A 17,169-nucleotide genomic window follows, 5' to 3' on the forward strand; every position below is an offset into this window, starting at 1 on the left:
GGAAAACGCCCAGGATGGCGACAATCAGAACCCGGGAGAGCGCCGATGGGTAATTCCGACATGGATGCGCTGCGCGCGATCCTCGCCGCAAGTCCCCGGCCCCAGACCCTGGCCGAGCGGCGCGCGCGGATGGATCAGGTCACCGCCATCGACCCCATCGATCCCGACATCACCGTGACGCTCGTGGACGCGGGCGGCGTACCCGGCGAATGGTCGCTGGCGCCGGGGGCGGATCAGGCGCGGGTGCTACTGTTCCTGCATGGGGGCGGCTACTCCTCCGGCTCGCTGAAGAGCCATCGCACCATGGTGACGGGGGCAGGGCGGGCGGCCGGCATCCGCACCCTGGCCATCGCCTATCGCCTCGCGCCCGAGCATCCCTTTCCCGCCGCGTTGGAGGATGCCGAGGCGGCCTATGGTTTCCTGCTGGCGCAGGGTTATGCGGCGCGCCACATCGCAGTCGGCGGCGACAGCGCGGGGGGCGGGCTGTCGCTGGCGCTATTCCAGCGGCTGCGGGCCACGGGCCTGGACTTGCCGGCGTGCGGCTGGCTGGTCTCGCCCTGGGTGGACCTCCGCATGACGGGCGCCAGCATCGATACCAAGGATGCGGTGGATCCACTCATCCACCGGGCCTATCTCGAAATGCTGGCTGAGGCCTATCTTTCGGGGGGTGGAAGCCGGACGGATCCGTTGGTCAGCCCGCTTCTTGCGGATCTTTCGGGCCTGCCGCCCATCCTCATTCAGGTGGGATCGGCGGAAACCCTGCTGGATGACGCGGTGCGCATGGCCGGTCGGATCGGCGCCTGTGATGGAGAGGTGCGCCTATCCATCTATCCGCACATGATCCACGCCTGGCCCATCTGGTACCACCGCCTCGCCGACGGGCGCCGGGCGCTGGCAGAGGCCGGGGCTTTTCTAGGCGAAAGGCTCGGCGGCTGAAGCTCAGTCGCCCTCGCCCTCGGGCGGTACCGGCGCCGTCGGCTCCGCGCTTTCCGGCGGCGTCTTGCGTGCCGTCGCCTTGCGGCTCTTGTGGATGGCGGCGTCAGCGATACGGATGGTCTTGCGCGCGTCGCGGCCGGCGCGGCCTTCTTCCAGCGCGGTGACGGCGCCGTGCAGGGTGGCAAGGTCCTGCCGCGTCAGGCCGAGGCGATGGAAGATGTTGCGCAGGTTGCGGATGGTGGAGGGCGCCTTTTCCGGCGAGCGGAAGAAGCCCGACTGCTCCAGCGCCCCTTCCAGGTGATCGAAGAAGGCGAGGAGGTCGCCCTTGTCCGCCAGCGGCGAGCGGTCCGGCGGGGCGAAGGGCAGGGCGCCCCCGGTTTCCGCCTTGAACCATTCATAGCCGGTCACCGCCACGCACATGGCGAGGTTCAGCGAGGCGAAGGCGGGGTTCACCGGCAGGGTGAGGATGGCGTCGCACAGCGACACCTCCTCCGTATAGAGGCCGGTGCGCTCGCGGCCGAACACCAGGGCCACGTCTTCCCCGCCGGCAAGGCGGGAGCGGGCCTCCTGCGCCACCGCGTCGGCGCCGAGCACGGGCTTGGCCATGCCGCGCTCGCGGGCGGTGGCGGCGAAGGCATAGTTGACGCCCACGAGGGCCGAGCGCAGGTCCGGATAGAGCACGGCCTCGGCGAGGATGCGGTCGGCCCCGGCCGAGAAGATGCGGGCCGGCTCGCTGGGCCAGCCCTCGCGGGGGTTCACGATGCGCAGGCGCGAGAGGCCGAAATTGCCCATGGCCCGCGCCGCCGAGCCGATATTCTGGCCCAGCTGCGGCTCCACCAGGATCACCACCGGCCCGCCGGCCACCCATGGTTTCGTGCTGTCGGTCCCGGCACCCGGCATGTCGTCTCCCGTTTCGCGCTGTTTTGCACAGGGTGGGCGGCCAAGTCGAGGGGTGATGTCATGGCGATGCGCTTGGTTCATGGGCCAGTGGTCAAGCCCGCGGGGCGCTTGGGCGTACCCAATTGGTATCGGTCGAAGACCGAGGCCGATGGTAAAAGGTCGAGGGGTAAGGTCGAGAGGTAAGGCCGCGCGGTATACCGAGGCGTGGGAAATCATCTCACACCAAAGCCGGGGTTTGCGGCTGTTGCACTGCGCCACGCCGGTGCTATAGCGGCGACGCTGAAGGATTTCCCGCACGCGAGCGCAGGTCGTCCCTTCTCCGCTTTCCCTTTTGGCTCACAGAGCAGTCCTGAAAGGCCGTCCCATGGCGAAGATCAAGGTGGCAAATCCGGTCGTCGAGCTCGACGGCGACGAGATGACCCGGATCATCTGGCAGTACATCAAGGACAAGCTGATCCACCCCTATCTCGACATCGACCTGGAATATTACGATCTTTCGGTCGAGAACCGGGACGCCACCAGCGACAAGGTCACGGTCGACGCGGCCAATGCCATCAAGAAGCATGGCGTGGGCGTGAAGTGCGCCACAATTACCCCGGACGAGGCCCGCGTCGAGGAATTCAAGCTCAAGGAAATGTGGAAGTCGCCCAACGGCACCATCCGCAACATCCTGGGCGGCGTGATCTTCCGCGAGCCCATCATCTGCAAGAACGTGCCGAGGCTGGTGCCGGGCTGGACCCAGCCCATCGTCGTGGGCCGCCATGCCTTCGGCGACCAGTATCGCGCCACCGACTTCAAGGTGCCGGGCAAGGGCACGCTGACCGTCACCTTCGTCGGTGAGGACGGCACCAAGATCGAGAAGGAAGTGTACAAGTTCCCGGGCGCCGGCGTGGCGTTGTCCATGTACAATCTCGACGAGTCGATCCGCGAATTCGCCCGCGCCTCGCTCAACTACGGCCTGATCCGGAACTACCCGGTCTATCTCTCCACGAAGAACACCATCCTGAAGGCCTATGACGGCCGCTTCAAGGACATCTTCCAGGAGGTCTACGAGGCCGAGTTCAAGGCCGAGTTCGACAAGCGCGGCCTCACCTACGAGCATCGCCTGATCGACGACATGGTGGCCTCGGCCCTCAAGTGGTCCGGCGGCTATGTGTGGGCCTGCAAGAACTACGACGGCGACGTGCAGTCCGACATCGTGGCCCAGGGCTTCGGCTCGCTCGGCCTCATGACCTCCGTGCTGATGACGCCCGACGGCCAGACCGTGGAGGCCGAGGCCGCCCACGGCACCGTCACCCGTCACTATCGCGAGCACCAGAAGGGCAAGGAGACCTCCACCAACTCCATCGCCTCCATCTTCGCCTGGACCCGCGGCCTCTCCCACCGCGCCAAGCTCGACGGCAACGACGAACTGGCCAAGTTCGCCGCGACCCTTGAGAAGGTGTGCGTGGACACGGTGGAAGAAGGCTACATGACGAAGGACCTCGCGCTCCTCGTCGGCGCCGACCAGAAGTGGCTCTCCACCACCGGCTTCCTCGACAAGATCTCCGAGAACCTCACCAAGGCCATGGCTGCGTGATGTCACGGCGCGGGCGGTGACGCCCGCGTTCGACTGTTCCGGAAGGGGCCGCATCGCGGCCCCTTTCTTTTTGCGCGAATGGACCTGCCCCAGGATCTTGTTTGGAAACTAAAAAAGGCGTTGCCGCGATCCCTTCGTCATGCCGGGCCTTGTGCCGGGTATCCACGCCCAACCGCTTGCGAAAACGCCCGAAAACTTTTCCCAGCACCCCCGCGTGGACGGTCGGGACAAGTCCGGCCATGACGGCGGTCGACGGCGACAATGCTCGTCCCGAATGGCCAAACAGGACTTCCCCTCACGCCTCCGGGTCCGGCTCCCGGTCCCCGGCGGCGGCGGCAAGGAGGCGGCCCATCAGGGTGGGATGGCGCAGCGCCAGCATGTGCAATTCGTTCTCCTCGATGGCGAGGATCTTGGTCTTGACCAGGGCGCGGACCTGCAGCGGCTTGGTCTTGGGGAGGCCGGGCAACAGGCCGAACACGTCGCCGGGGCCGAGCCGGCGCGTGCCCGCCTCGTCCTCCATCTCCAGTTGGCCCTGCAGCACCACGAACAGGTGGGCGGCGTTCTCGCCCCTGCGCACCACGTGATGGCCCCGGTCGAAGCTGCGGGAATTGAGCAGGGGCAGGATGTCCCCCAGCACCGGCGCCTCCAGGTCCGAGAACGGCGGCAGCCGCGAGATCATGGAGAAGGTGACCACGAAATTGTGCTTCGAGATGACCTCCGAGAACGAGCTGGCGATGATGGCGATGGGCAGCGCCAGCATCATCAGGCCCGACACCATGGTGACGGCACCCACCACGCGCCCCAGGTTGGTCACCGGAACCACGTCGCCATAGCCCACCGTGGTCAGGGTGGTGATAGCCCACCACATGGCCTCGGGAATGGAGCCGAACTTCTCCGGCTGCACGTCGCGCTCGATGAGATACATGGCGGTGGCCGCCATCAGCACGCCGGTCCACAGGATGATGAGGCAGGACAAAAGCGCATAGCGCTCGCGCCGCACTGCAAGGTAGAGCGCGTTGAAGCCCGAGGAATAGCGCGCAAGCTTCAGGAAGCGCAGCAGCCGGAGCACCAGCAGCGCGTGGACGTCGACCTCGGTGATGAGCGAGACGAACCAGGGCAGGATGGCGACAAGGTCGATCAGCGCCGGCACTGTCACCGCGTAGCGCGCCCGCGCCACGAGGGGCTTGAGCCGGCGCCGCAATGGATGCTCGGGCGCCACCCAAAGCCGCACGGCATATTCCACCGTGAAGATGAGGAGGGCGCTGAACTCGCCCCAGTGAAACCACCATTTGTCCCGCAGTTGCAGCGACGGAACGGTCGCGAGCACCGCGCCGCTCACCGAGAGCAGCACTGTGATGATGAGGAAATAGTGGACCGCATCGGCGATATGGTCGCCAGGCAGGTCCCGCTCCAGAATGTCGAAGACGCTGCGGCGCAGCTTTCTCCACCTCATGCCGTCAGATCCCTTCCGCGCCGGTGCGCCGCTCGATGTCGTCGCGGATGCGCGCCCGCGTCTGCTCGGTGCGGGCGGCCACCGCCTCGTCGGCAAGCCCGAGGCTGGACAGAAGCTGGGCCATGAGCTGGAGGCTCGCCTCCGCCGCCTCCGGAATGACGCCGGCCACCCCGAGCGCGGCGAGGCGGCGGGCATGCTCGGCATCCTTGGCGCGGGCGATCACCGCCGTGCCGGGCCAGTGCTGGCGCACCGCCGCCACCATGCGCTCGGCGGCGTTGGGCGCGTCCAGCGTCGCCACGAAGGCAAGCGCGCGCTCCGCCCCCAGACGGTCGAGGATCTCGGCCCTGCCGGCATCGCCGAAGAACACCGGTCGTCCCGCCGTCCGGGCCTGCGCCACCCGTCTCGGGTCGGCGTCCACCGCCACATAGGGCACGCCTTCCTCGTCCAGTGCGTCGGCGATGGTGCGGCCCACCCGGCCGAACCCACCGATGATCACATGGCCGCTGGCGGTGCTGGCCACCGGCGCCAGGGCGTCATGCAGCCTTGCATCCAGCGTGCGCCCGAGCCGTGCCGCGACACGGGCCAAAACCGGCGTTGCGGCAAGGCTGAGGCTGACCACGGCGACGAGGGTGGCGGCATCCTGCGCGCCCAGCACGCCCTTGGCGGCGAGCAGCCCCAGCACCACGAATGCGAATTCCCCGGTCTGGGACAACAGCAGGGCGGCCTCGGCGGCGGCGGGCGCGCTCACGCGCAGCAACCGGGCGGCGCCATAGGTGCAGGCGGCCTTCACCGCGATCAGCGCGGCGACGCCCGCCACCACCCACAGGGCGCGCGGCAGCACTGCCGCGAAATCAAGGCTCATGCCCACGGTGACGAAGAACACACCCACCAGCAGGCCCTTGAACGGCTCCAGGTCCACCTCGATTTGGTGGCGATAGGCGGTTTCCGAGAGCGCCATGCCGGCGAGGAAGGCACCGAGCGCGCTGGACAGCCCAGCGGCATGGGTCACCGCCGCCGAACCCACCACCACCACGAGGGTGATGGCCATGATCAGCTCGCGCGAGCGGGTGGAGGCGGCCACCGCCACCAGCGGCGCCAGCACGAAGCGCCCGGCCACCAGGATGAGCGCTACCGCGCCCGTGGCTTTGGCCAGCGCCATGGCTGCGAGGGTGAGGACATCGGTCGCCGGCCCGCTCAAAAGCTCGGCCGCGAGCAGGATGGGCACCACCATCAGGTCCTGGAACAGCAGCACGGCGATGACCAGCTGCCCCAAAGGCGCGAGGGAGCGGTGCTGGTCGATGAGCAGCTGGCTGACCAGCGCCGTGGACGACAGGGCGAGGGCGAAGCCAAGCACCAGCGCCACCTCCGGCTCCGGCACGGCCACCAATGCCAGCCCGAGGGCCAGCGGGACGCCGCAGAACAGCACCTGCAGGGCGCCGACGCCGAACACCTCCCGCCGCAGCTTCCACAGGCGGGGGGCCGAGAACTCAAGGCCCAGCAGGAACAGCAGGAACACCACCCCCAGTTCGCCGAAGGGGGCGGCGCGCTCGGGACTGGAAATGGTGATGAAGCGCACGAAGGGCAGGCTGTCCGCCAGGCGGCCGAGACCGTGGGGGCCGATGAGCGCTCCGGCGGCAATGAAGCCCACCACGGCGCCGATTCGGGCACGGTGAAACAACGGAACGAGGATTCCGGCGGCGAGGAGATAGACGAACGCGTCCTTCAGGAAGGCGTCACTCACCTTCTTTTCCCTCGACCCGGCATCCTTAAGTCCCGTCCGCACGCTTCACCCGGCCGTGCTTCGGCCTTCGATGGTCGCGGGAGATGACCACGCGGAACGGGCCGCGCCAAGCGCCAAGATCACGCACCGGGCACAGGAGAGCCGAGCGAAGGACCGCGCCTGCTTCAGTTCAGGCCGAGGGATTTAGCTGGGCGAGGGCGTCGATGGCGAGCTTGCGGGTCAGGTCGGCGGCGGGCAGGCGGGGGGCGAGGCGCGCGGCCTGCCCGGCCCACAGGTTGGTGAAGTCATCCCGGCCCTCGGCTTCGGCCGCCGCCCGCAGCGGGGCGAGGGCGCCGCCGGCCAGCGGGAAGGCGGGAGCGTCGGCGGAGAGGGGGCCCACCTCCCGCATCACCCGGTTCATGATGCCGCGCGCCGGGCGGCCGGTGAACAGGTTGGTGAGGGCGGTGCTGTCGTCCCCCGCCGCCTCCAGCGCGGCGCGATGCACGGCCGGGATCCTGGCTTCCGGGCACAGCAGGAAGGCGGTGCCCACCTGCACCGCGGAAGCGCCCAACGCCAGCGCCGCGACGATGCCCCGCGCGTCGGCGATGCCGCCGGCGGCGATCACCGGCACGCCCACCGCATCCGCCACCTGCGGCACCAGGGCGAAGGTGCCCACCTGCCGGCTCATGTTGCCGGCCATGTCGCCCGCCACATCGTTACCGAGGAATGTGGCGCGATGGCCGCCCGCCTCCAGCCCCATGGCGATGATGGCGTCGCAGCCGCGCGCTTCCAGCCATCTGGCCTCGGCCACGGTGGAGGCGGACGAGATCACCTTGGCCCCCGTCGCCTTCACCCGCGCCAGCAGCGCCGGATCGGGCAGGCCGAAATGGAAGCTCACCACCTCCGGCCGCGTCTCCTCCACCAAGGCGCACAAGGTGGCGTCGAATGGCGCCCGCCCGCCGGCCGGCGGCGTCGCCTGCGGGTCGAGGCCGTGCTCCACATAATAAGGCGCGAGCCGCGTCCGCCAGCCCATCATGCGCACCGGATCGGGCGTGGGCGGAGTGTGGCAGAAGAAATTGACGTTGAGCGGCCGGCCGGGAAGCCCGGCGCGCACCTCTTCGATGGCCGCGCGCAGTTCGTTCGGCTGGTACATGGCACCGGGCAGGGAAGCGAGGCCGCCCGCCTCGCCCACCGCGATGGCAAGCTTCGGTGTGCCCGCGCCCGCCATGGGTCCCAGCAGGATCGGGTGCGCGATGCCGAACAGGTCGAGGATGCGGCGGTCGGGCCAGCGCGCAGTCTGCTGGAAGGACTCCGGCGGACGAGTCGCTTGGGTCATGGCGGGCCTCCTTCGCTCTTTCGCCCATTATGGCCCATGCGAGTTTCATTGAAATTGAAACATTCTGATATTATTGTTCACTTCTGATGATGGGTATCCGCGACATCCAGTTCCTCCAGGCGGTGGCCGAGACCGGCAGCATCACCCGCGCGGCGGAGCGGCTCGGCTGCGTGCAGTCCAATGTCACCGCGCGCCTGAAGAAGCTGGAGGACCGCCTGGGCCAGAAGCTGGTGGCGCGCATGGACGGGCGCATGGTGCCCACCGCCGCCGGCAGCCTCGCCCTCGACTATGGCGCGCGCATCGTCAGCCTCTCCACCGAGGCGGAGGCGCGCCTCAAGGCCTCGGCGCAGGACTGGCCGCCCCTGCGCCTCGGCACCATGGAGACGACGGCCGCGGTGCGCCTGCCCCCGGTGCTGAAGCGCATCCGCGACACCCTCTCCCCCCTGCGCCTGACCCTGAAGACCGGCACCAGCGGCGAGCTGATGGCGGGCCTGCGGCGCGGGGCCTTCGACCTCGTCTTCGTCGCCGAGGATATGGCGGACGATCGCTTCGCCTCGCAGCCGCTGTGGAACGAGCGGCTGGTGGAGGTGTTGCCCAAGGCGATGCCCAACGGGGCGCCGCCGGAAAGCACGGCCATCGTGTTCCGGGAAGGGTGCTGCTACCGCGAGCGCTGCCGCACGGTGCTAGGCGACCTGCCCATGCTGGAACTCGGCACGCTGGACGGCATCATCGGCTGTGTTGCCGCCGGGCTCGGTCGCACGTTGCTGCCGGAGGCGGCGGTGGAGCGCTGGCGTGCCCTGGGCGAGATCGAGACCCGCCCCATCCCGGGGCCGGATGTGCGCACTTTGGCGGTCTGGCACGCTGCCAGCCCCTCCCTGCGCTCCATCGCGGCGGTGGTGGCGCTCGCTTCAGCCTGAGCCTCGCGGGATCGTGTTCGGCCGGGTGTAACCGGTGGGGCCGATCGGACGGAAACCATCCGTAGAACCATCAGGGGCTCGCCGGCGTTATCGCCTTGGACGGGTGCCGCCCATCAGCCGCCCGCCGGCGAGGTAAAATGACGATCCATCACAAGATGCGCGACGATTGCATGCCGCGCAGCGTCTGGCTGGACCGGTTCCAGAAGGTGCGGGCGCTGAGCGAGGATCTGGCGCGCGACCTCCACCCCGAGGACCAGACCGTCCAGTCCATGCCGGACGCAAGCCCGACCAAGTGGCACCTTGCCCACGTCTCCTGGTTCTTCGAGACCTTCGTGCTGGTGCCGCATTGTCCCGGCTATGAGGTGGCCCATCCCCAGTTCGCCTATCTGTTCAACTCCTATTACGAGGCCGCCGGCGCCCGCCATGCCCGTTTCGCGCGCGGCCTCATCACACGGCCCACCGTGGAGGAGGTTGCCGCCTATCGCGCGCGGGTGACGGATGCCATGGGCGAGCTGATCGCGAGCGCAGGGGAGGCGGCTTTCGCTGCCATCGCGCCGCTGCTGGAGATCGGCATCAACCATGAGCAGCAGCATCAGGAGCTGATCCTGATGGACATCCTGAACCTGTTCGCCGCCAACCCCCTGCACCCGGCCTACCGGCCCTGCGCCTCCCTCCCGGCGGGGACCGCGCCGGAGCTGGCCTTCTTCGATTATCCCGGCGGCATCGTCGAGATCGGTCACGCCGGGACCGGCTTCGCCTATGACAATGAAGGCCCGCGCCACCAGGTGCTGCTGCGCCCGTTTCGCCTCGCCAGCCGCGCGGTGACCAATGGCGAGTGGATCGCCTTCATGGAGGATGGCGGCTATGGCCGTCCTGACCTGTGGCTTTCGGACGGCTGGGTGCGGGTGAAGGCGGGCGAATATGCGGCGCCGCTCTATTGGGAAAAGACCGACGCCGGCTGGGAGGCCATGACGCTTTGCGGCCGCCATCCCGTGGATCCGGCCGCCCCGGTGGTCCATGTGAGCTATTATGAGGCCGACGCCTATGCCCGCTGGGCCGGGCGGCGCCTGCCTACCGAGGCCGAATGGGAAGTGGCGGCGCGCGCGATGCCCGTCACCGGCAATTTCCTGGAGGCCGGTGCCCTCAAGGCCAGCGCCCTGCGTCCGCTGCCGGCGGAGCCGGTGCCCGGCCATCCCGCCCAGCTTTATGGCGACGTGTGGGAATGGACCCAGAGCCCCTATGTCGCCTACCCCGGCTACCGGCCGGCGGCGGGCGCGCTCGGGGAATACAACGGCAAGTTCATGTCATCGCAGATGGTGCTGCGCGGCGGCTGCTGCGCCACGCCGGACGGGCATGCCCGCGCCACCTACCGCAATTTTTTCTACCCCCACCAGCGCTGGCCTTTCGCCGGCCTGAGATTAGCGGAGGATGCCTGATGGAGCCCGTCTCCCTCGCCACGCCCCATGCGGACGCGCTCGCCGCATCCCTCGCCCGATCCCTCGATATCGCCGAGCATCGCGCGGCGGACGAGGCCACGGCCGCGTTCCGCGCCGATGTGCTCTTCGGCCTGTCGCAGCCGCAGAAGGCGGTGCCGCCCAAATATTTCTATGACGAGGCCGGCTCGCGCCTGTTCGACCTGATCTGCCGGCTGCCGGAATATTACCCGACGCGCTGCGAGGTCGCGATCCTCAAGGCCCGTGCCGGCGAGATCGGCGATCTGATGGGCCCCGGGGCGAGCCTCGTCGAGTTCGGCTCGGGATCGAGCACCAAGGTGCGCCTGCTGCTGGATGCCATGGCCGAGCCTGCGGCCTACGTGCCCATTGACATCTCCGGCCCGCACATGCGCGCGGCGGTGGTACGGCTGGCAGAGGATTATCCGGGCGTGGCCATGCTGCCGGTGGAGGCGGACTTCACGCAGGCCGTCCGCCTGCCGCCGCTCGGCGATGGGCGGCGGGTCGGCTTTTTCCCCGGCTCCACCATCGGCAATTTCACACCAGACGCGGCCACTGCCTTCCTCGCACATGTCGGCGAGGTGCTGGGCGTGGGGTCTTCCCTCGTCATCGGCTTCGATCTCGCCAAGGACTGGTCGGTGCTTGAAGCCGCCTACGACGACCGGCAGGGCATCACCGCCGCCTTCAACCTCAACCTGCTGGCCCGCATCAACCGGGAGGTGGGCGCGGATTTCGATCCCGGCGCTTTCCGGCACAAGGCTTTCTTCAATGCAGGCGAAAGCCGCATCGAGATGCATCTCGAAAGCGTGAGGGAGCAGGAGGTACGCATCGGCCGCCACCATTTCGCCTTCGCGCGGGGCGAAACCATCCACACGGAGAATTCCTACAAGTTCTCCGCTGATGCGTTCCTCGCGCTGGCCCGGCATGCCGGGTGGCGCATGCGCCGGATGTGGACCGATCCCAAGGGTTGGTTCGCCGTGGCGGCGCTGGAGCGGGACGGGGCGGGGAACTGATACAGGCGCCGGTGGGTGAGACCCGTCGGCGCGGGGCGGTCGGGGGGCGGACGGATGAAGGATCCGGACAGGACCGGGCTTCATCCCTGCGTTTGAAGGTCATCATGGCGCGACATTGGCAAACCCCGCTCAGCCGGCAGATCTGGCTACCCGATGGCAGCACGCTTTCCACCCTGGCTGATTGCGGTCGCGTGCTGTTGCGCCGGTTCGCGGCGGGGCAAGGCGGAGCGGAGCTCGACGCCGCCTTCCAGGCGCTCATCGGCGCTGCCGAGGCGTGCCGGCCCGAGGATGTGGCGTTTGCGGAGCGCAAGGTGCGCCTGTTCTTCCGCACCCGGGCGCTTCTTTGAGAGCCGGGCGACCACCGCCATCATACCACCGTGATTGGGGGGCTGTTTCGGCCGATGATGATCTGCGCCGAATGCGGCCGCTGCGGGCGGCGTTCCATCCTCTCCCAACGCGCTGACGCCGATGCGCCCCAGGTCACGACCAGCGAACCGGCGGAGCCGGTCTCGCTGCGCTGCGATCTGTGCGGTAGCCGGCGTGTGCAGGTGGTTCAGTTCGATTCGCCGTACCTCGCCATGGCCTTCATCGCCAAGCGCGGATCAGGGCGCTGAGGGCGAGGCTTCCCTGAGGCCTGCGGCAACGGTGCCATCCAGCTCGGGCCGGAACTCGGCGCTGAGCGACCCCATGCAGAATATGGGACTGCCGGCGACGCAGCGGCCGGCCGCGTCGAGTGGATAGACACCTGACCACACGCATCGCGAGCAGTCTTCCGTCGCGATTGCGACGGCCAGGTCGCGGTCAAAACAAATCGTTTCGCTCTCAAGAACGAGACTACCCCGCGAACGCACCATCGACATGACGAGATACGCTGCGGGAATGCCGGTCAACGACATTTCCTGAACCTTTCCGCCCCCGGATCGGTTTTTCGGTCCACATCGCGGACGGCCTGACCTCGCGACCGCGACGATCAGAAGCTTACGCCTTCGGCTTCACAGACGCTACTGTTGCGTCTCAATCGCGAAGGGCGGGCGGGTGGCCCGGCATGTGATGAGTTCGGTTTTCGTTTCCAATCTTGTTCTTCTTGTGGTTGCCGCCCTGGTGGTGGTCGGCACCCTGTCGAGCCTGCTTGCGGCGCGGTTCGGTGCGCCCATCCTTCTGGTGTTCCTCGTCGTCGGCGTCGCGGCGGGGGAGGGTGGCCCCGGCGGCATCCATTTCAACGATTATTGGGCCACCTACATGGTGGGCTCGGCGGCGCTGGCGGTGATCCTGTTCGACGGCGGGCTGCGCATGCGCCTCGCCAGCATGCGCGGCGCCATCATTCCCGCCATCGGCCTGTCCACCGTCGGCGTGGTGATGACGGCGGCGCTGGTGGCGCTGGTGGCGGGGCCTCTGCTTGGCCTCGACCCGCTGGAGAGCCTCCTGGTGGGCGCCATCGTCGCCTCCACCGATGCGGCGGCGGTGCTGTTCCTAGTGCGGGCGCAGGGCCTTCATCTCGGCCGGCGGGTGGGCTCGGTGATCGAGATCGAATCCGCCACCAACGACCCGGCGGCGGTGTTCCTCACCGTGCTGCTGGTGGAACTGCTCACCACCGACACCGGCAATCCCGGCCTGGCCATGGTGTTCGGCGTGCTGCGCGAGATGGCGTTGGGCGCGGCGATGGGGGTGGCCGGCGGCTATGCCATCGTGGCCCTGCTGAACCGGGTGGACCTGCCCGGCGGCCTGCATCCGGTGATGGTGATGGGCATTGCGGTGCTGCTGTTCGCGGTCACCTCGCTGCTGCACGGCTCGGGCTTCCTAGCGGTCTATCTCGCCGGCCTGGTGCTGGGGAACCGACCGGTGCGGGCCATCGCCTCCATCACCTCGTTCCTCGATACCGTGACCTGGCTGTGCCAGATCGTCATGTTCGTGATGCTGGGCCTGTTGGTCTCGCCCGAGAAGATCCTGCTCTATGCGCTGCCGGCACTGGGGGTCGCCGCCTTCCTCATCCTGGTGGGGCGGCCGGCGGCGGTGTTCCTGTGCCTTGCGCCGTTCCGCTTCTCGCTGAAGGAGAAGCTGTTCATCTCCTGGGCGGGCTTGCGCGGGGCGGTGTCCATCTTCCTTGCCACCATCCCCATGCTGGCGCATTTGCCGCAGGCCGAGGTCTATTTCAACGTGGCCTTCGCCGTAGTGCTGGTCTCGCTCATCCTTCACGGCTGGACCATGGCGGCGGTGGCGCGGCGGCTCGACGTGACCTTGTCCGATCCCGCTCCGGGCATCCGCCGCTTCGAGATCGACCTTCCGGGGCAGACCGACATGGAACTGGTCGCCTATCCGGTGGTGGCCGGCACGCCCGCCATCGGGCAGGCCGCGCTGCCCACCTGGGCGCGACTGATGATGGTGGTGCGCGCCGGCCAGACCCTGACCCCGGAGGCCGCCGGTCACCTCAAGGTCGGCGACTACGGCTATGTGCTGGCGCCGCCCAAGCGGGTGCACCAGCTCGACCGCCTGTTCCGTCCGCAGGAAGCGACGCCCATGGACGATGGCGCCGCCTTTCCCTTCGTGGGCGAGGTGCGGCTCGGCGACCTCATGAGCTTCTACGGCCTCACGGTGCCCGACTCGGAACTTGGCCTCACCATCGCCGAGGCCTTCGCCGACCGTTCGGACGACCATCCCGCGCGCGGCATGCGCATCAAGTACGGCAATGCGGTGATCGAGGTGCGCGAGGTGGTGGATGGCCGCGTCACCTGGGCCGTGCTGCGGCTGGAGGCGGGCCGGCTCAAGCGTTCCATCGCCAAGGTGCGGCGGCTGTTCGGCCTCCAGCCCGAGGGGGAGGACGACGAGGCGTGAGACGCCGTCATGTTTGCGCCGCGAGGAGGGTTCAAAACCCGCCGCGAGATCCATCGAGGAGGCGGGGATGAGGCTGTTCATGCGCCGGCGCGGGGAGGCGGGACCCGCGCGCGATGCCGCCCGCGCCTTGGCGGACCTCGTGCGCGATACCCTGAAGCTCGATGCTGACGCGACGGTGTCCGTCTCCGAGATTTCGTGCGGCGACCCCGCCTGCGGTGGCTCCGAGACTGTGGTGCTGGTGATGCGGCCGGGTGAACGCACCCAGGCCGCAAAAGTGCTCATGCCCATGGCGCAGGTGACGCCGGAGGCGCTGGTGGCGTCCCTGAAGCCGCTGATGGCCGGGGAGGCCGCGGTCTCCACCGGACTTTCGCCCCACGGCGAGAAGGTCTAAACGGCCAGAGCGTTTTCCCCTTGCCGTGACCGTTCCATGTCCCTTCTTTCCTCCCCGTCCGCCCGCCCCGCCCGTTCGCTCAATCCCCTGTATGCGGAGCTGCCCACCACCATCTTCGAGGTGATGTCGCAGCTCGCCCGTACCCATGAGGCGGTCAATCTCGGCCAGGGCTTCCCGGACGATCCTGGCCCGGAGGATGTGCGGCGCAAGGCGGCCGACGCGGTGGTGAACGGCTGGAACCAATATCCCCCCATGATGGGCCTGCCGGAGCTGCGCGCCGCCGCAGCCGCCCATTATCGCCATTGGCAGGAGCTGGAGCTGGATCCCGACGCCGAGGTGATGGTGACATCCGGCGCCACCGAGGCGCTGGCCGGCGCGCTCCTCGCCCTCATCGAACCCGGCGACGAGGTGGTGCTGTTCCAGCCGCTCTATGACGCCTATCTGCCATTGGTGAAGCGGGCCGGCGGCATCCCCCGGCTGGTGCGGCTCGAGCCGCCGTCCTGGAGCATCACGCGGGAGGCGCTGACGACCGCCTTCTCCGAGCGCACCAAGCTGGTGCTGTTCAACAATCCGCAGAACCCTACCGGCGTCGTCTACAGCCGCGCGGATCTCGCCTTGCTGGCCGAATTCTGCGTGGCGTTCGACGCCTATGCGGTGTGCGACGAGGTGTGGGAGCACGTGATCTTCGACGGCGTCGCCTTCACCTCGCTCATGGCCCTGCCGGGCATGCGCGAGCGCACGGTGAAGATTTCCTCCGCGGGCAAGATCTTCGGCATGACCGGCTGGAAGGTGGGCCTCGTCTTCGCCGCCCCGCCCCTGATGAAGGTATTGTCGAAGGCGCACCAGTTCCTCACCTTTACCACGCCGCCCAATCTGCAGGTGGCGGTAGCCTATGGGCTCGGCAAGGCGGACGATTATTTCACCGGCATGCGGGCCGACCTCCAGCGCTCCCGCGACCGGCTGGCGCAGGGGCTCGCCGGCCTCGGCTTTTCGGTGCTGCCCTCCGCGGGCACCTATTTCCTTTCCATCGACCTTGCCGCCCACACCAATGCCGCGGACGACGAGGCCTTCTGCCTCGATCTGGTGCGTACCCACGGGGTCGCGACCATCCCGGTCTCGGCCTTCTATGCGCAGGACGCGGTGAAGAGCGTGGTGCGCTTCTGCTTCGCCAAGCGCGACGAGACCATCGACCGCGCGTTGGAGCGGCTGGCCAAGGTGCCGCTGCTGCGCTGAAGCTGGCGCGGCATCACGACTGCGTCATGGGGCCATGGCATGCCGGGCGCGGACCTGACCAATCCTTAATTGGACCCAAAGATCGATTTAGTGTTGCCTTGCGGCATGGGAGCCGGGGTCAGGCGCCCCGTCCGTTCGGATTGTGTCGCAATCGGAGCGGAAAGACGGTTTCAGGAAGGCGGGAGGCGGGGCGCCGATCGGGTCGAGCGGCCCTGATGGCCTCCGGCTTCGGCGTTGGGTCGATCGAGGTTTGCATGTCCGCCGAGACGGGAACGCGTAGACGACGGATTTTCTTGGCTGTCCTGTGTCTTGCTGCGCTCGGCGCGGGCGCCTGGGCGTGGGACAGGAAGCCGTGGGCCAGCGCCGCGGCGCCAAAGCCGCAGGGCGCGCCGAGCCGGGTCGTCGCCGTGCTCGCCGCCAAGGCCGAGCGCACGACCCTTCCGGTCCGGGTGGAGGCGCTGGGCACCGTGGAATCCATGGTCACCGTGCCCATCCGCTCCCGGGTGGCGGCGGCGGTGGAAAAGGTCGGCTTTGCCGACGGCGCCTTCGTGAAGGAGGGCGACCTGCTCTTCGCCCTCGATTCCCGCGTCATTGACGCCGAGATCCGCCAGTCCGAGGCGACGCTCGCCCGTGACAAGGTGCAACTGGAGAAGACCCGGCGCGACGTGGAGCGCTACACCGGCCTTGCCGCGCGCAACGCGGTCTCTCAGGTGCAGGTGGACGACGCCAAGACCACTGCCGACGTGCAGAAAGCCACCGTGGCGCAGGACGAGGCGAACCTGCAGTCGCTCAAGGTCCAGCGCGGTTATTACGACATCCGCTCCCCGGCTTCCGGTCGCATCGGCGTCGCGGCGGCCCGGCCCGGCGCGGTGATCCGCGTGGACGACATCCTCGCCACGGTGCGCCAGCTGAAGCCCATCTATGTCGCCTTCGGCCTGCCGGAACGCTACATCGCTGACCTGCGCGCGGCCCAGGACGCCAACGTCTCCATCACCCTCCAGGGTTCGGGCGAGACCATCTCCGACGGCAGGGTGGCGGTGATCGACAATACGGTGGACCCGCAGACCGGGACCCTCACCGCCCGCGCCATCTTTGCCAATGCGGACGAGCGGCTGTGGCCGGGCACGCTCGGCGCCGTCACCGTGACGCTGCGGATGGAGGCCGACATCGTCGCCGTGCCCAGCGAGGCGGTGCAGAACGGGCAGGACGGCACGTTCGTGTTCGTGGTGGAGGACGGCATCGCCAGGGTGCGGCCGGTCACCACCACGCGCACGGTGGAGGGGCGCTCCGTCATCACCAGGGGGCTCTCCGGCGGCGAGACGGTGGTCACCGACGGCCAGCTCTCCCTGCGCAACGGCAGTCGGGTGAACGTGCGCAACCCCCCGCAGCCTGCCGCCGGGAGCTGATCCGC

At 68.5% G+C, this 17,169-nt stretch carries 15 protein-coding genes; 10 read left to right on the forward strand and 5 right to left on the reverse strand.

From position 1 onward, the window contains the following. Positions 1–45: 45 nt before the first annotated feature. Positions 46–936: an alpha/beta hydrolase gene (locus V5F66_RS03865; protein ID WP_394093298.1), complete on the forward strand. Its 891-nt coding sequence runs from the start codon at positions 46–48 to the stop codon at positions 934–936. Positions 937–939: 3 nt separating this feature from the next. On the opposite strand, the gene V5F66_RS03870 is transcribed toward V5F66_RS03865, so the two are convergent. Continuing rightward, positions 940–1,836 carry an RNA methyltransferase gene (locus tag V5F66_RS03870; protein WP_012116541.1) on the reverse strand — a complete coding sequence of 299 codons (897 nt, stop codon included), beginning with the start codon at positions 1,834–1,836 and terminating at the stop codon, positions 940–942. A 364-nt stretch (positions 1,837–2,200) separates the two neighbouring features. Here V5F66_RS03870 and V5F66_RS03875 point away from each other — a divergent pair, with 364 nt between their 5' ends. Beyond that, complete coding sequence (locus V5F66_RS03875; protein ID WP_012116540.1) at positions 2,201–3,415, forward strand: NADP-dependent isocitrate dehydrogenase; 1,215 nt, start codon at positions 2,201–2,203, stop codon at positions 3,413–3,415. Positions 3,416–3,710: 295 nt separating this feature from the next. Here the strand turns inward: V5F66_RS03875 and V5F66_RS03880 are convergent, their stop codons facing one another. From V5F66_RS03880 to V5F66_RS03890, 3 genes are all read right to left on the reverse strand, one after another. Continuing rightward, entirely contained in the window at positions 3,711–4,868 is a 1,158-nt protein-coding gene (locus tag V5F66_RS03880) for a cyclic nucleotide-gated ion channel (protein WP_394093299.1), read from the reverse strand. Between the two features lie 4 nt (positions 4,869–4,872). Beyond that, on the reverse strand, positions 4,873–6,609 hold the full coding sequence (locus V5F66_RS03885; RefSeq protein WP_012116537.1) for a cation:proton antiporter domain-containing protein: 1,737 nt from the start codon (positions 6,607–6,609) through the stop codon (positions 4,873–4,875). A gap of 169 nt (positions 6,610–6,778) precedes the next feature. Next, entirely contained in the window at positions 6,779–7,924 is a 1,146-nt protein-coding gene (locus tag V5F66_RS03890; RefSeq protein WP_394093300.1) for an NAD(P)H-dependent flavin oxidoreductase, read from the reverse strand. Between the two features lie 86 nt (positions 7,925–8,010). On the opposite strand from V5F66_RS03890, the gene V5F66_RS03895 reads away from it, so the two are divergent. The 4 genes from V5F66_RS03895 to V5F66_RS03910 all read left to right on the forward strand — a co-directional run bounded on the left by V5F66_RS03895 (position 8,011) and on the right by V5F66_RS03910 (position 11,652). After that, a complete protein-coding gene (locus V5F66_RS03895; protein ID WP_394093301.1) occupies positions 8,011–8,841 on the forward strand; it encodes a LysR family transcriptional regulator in 831 nt (276 codons plus the stop codon). 137 nt (positions 8,842–8,978) lie between these two features. After that, positions 8,979–10,277: an ergothioneine biosynthesis protein EgtB gene (egtB, locus tag V5F66_RS03900; protein ID WP_394093302.1), complete on the forward strand. Its 1,299-nt coding sequence runs from the start codon at positions 8,979–8,981 to the stop codon at positions 10,275–10,277. Continuing rightward, positions 10,277–11,305 carry an L-histidine N(alpha)-methyltransferase gene (egtD, locus tag V5F66_RS03905; RefSeq protein WP_394093303.1) on the forward strand — a complete coding sequence of 343 codons (1,029 nt, stop codon included), beginning with the start codon at positions 10,277–10,279 and terminating at the stop codon, positions 11,303–11,305. The genes egtB and egtD overlap by 1 nt, the downstream gene beginning before the upstream one ends. A 104-nt stretch (positions 11,306–11,409) precedes the next feature. Next, positions 11,410–11,652 carry a hypothetical protein gene (locus tag V5F66_RS03910; protein WP_012116532.1) on the forward strand — a complete coding sequence of 81 codons (243 nt, stop codon included), beginning with the start codon at positions 11,410–11,412 and terminating at the stop codon, positions 11,650–11,652. A 255-nt stretch (positions 11,653–11,907) separates the two neighbouring features. Here V5F66_RS03910 and V5F66_RS03915 read toward each other — a convergent pair whose 3' ends face one another. Beyond that, positions 11,908–12,195: a hypothetical protein gene (locus tag V5F66_RS03915; protein ID WP_157048183.1), complete on the reverse strand. Its 288-nt coding sequence runs from the start codon at positions 12,193–12,195 to the stop codon at positions 11,908–11,910. Between the two features lie 160 nt (positions 12,196–12,355). On the opposite strand from V5F66_RS03915, the gene V5F66_RS03920 reads away from it, so the two are divergent. From V5F66_RS03920 to V5F66_RS03935, 4 genes are all read left to right on the forward strand, one after another. Further along, the gene (locus V5F66_RS03920; protein ID WP_012116530.1) at positions 12,356–14,134 is read left to right on the forward strand and encodes a potassium/proton antiporter; all 1,779 of its coding nucleotides are present in this window, start codon (positions 12,356–12,358) and stop codon (positions 14,132–14,134) included. A 67-nt stretch (positions 14,135–14,201) separates the two neighbouring features. Beyond that, positions 14,202–14,525: a hypothetical protein gene (locus V5F66_RS03925; RefSeq protein ID WP_394050802.1), complete on the forward strand. Its 324-nt coding sequence runs from the start codon at positions 14,202–14,204 to the stop codon at positions 14,523–14,525. A 36-nt stretch (positions 14,526–14,561) separates the two neighbouring features. Next, positions 14,562–15,758 (forward strand): aminotransferase, encoded by a 1,197-nt coding sequence (locus V5F66_RS03930; RefSeq protein WP_394093304.1) that lies wholly within the window; start codon positions 14,562–14,564, stop codon positions 15,756–15,758. Positions 15,759–16,051: 293 nt separating this feature from the next. Beyond that, positions 16,052–17,164 carry an efflux RND transporter periplasmic adaptor subunit gene (locus V5F66_RS03935; protein WP_394093305.1) on the forward strand — a complete coding sequence of 371 codons (1,113 nt, stop codon included), beginning with the start codon at positions 16,052–16,054 and terminating at the stop codon, positions 17,162–17,164. The last annotated feature ends 5 nt before the right edge of the window (positions 17,165–17,169 follow it).

Source organism: Xanthobacter versatilis (assembly GCF_043193975.1).
In the GTDB taxonomy this organism is placed as follows: Bacteria; Pseudomonadota; Alphaproteobacteria; order Rhizobiales; family Xanthobacteraceae; genus Xanthobacter; species Xanthobacter autotrophicus_E.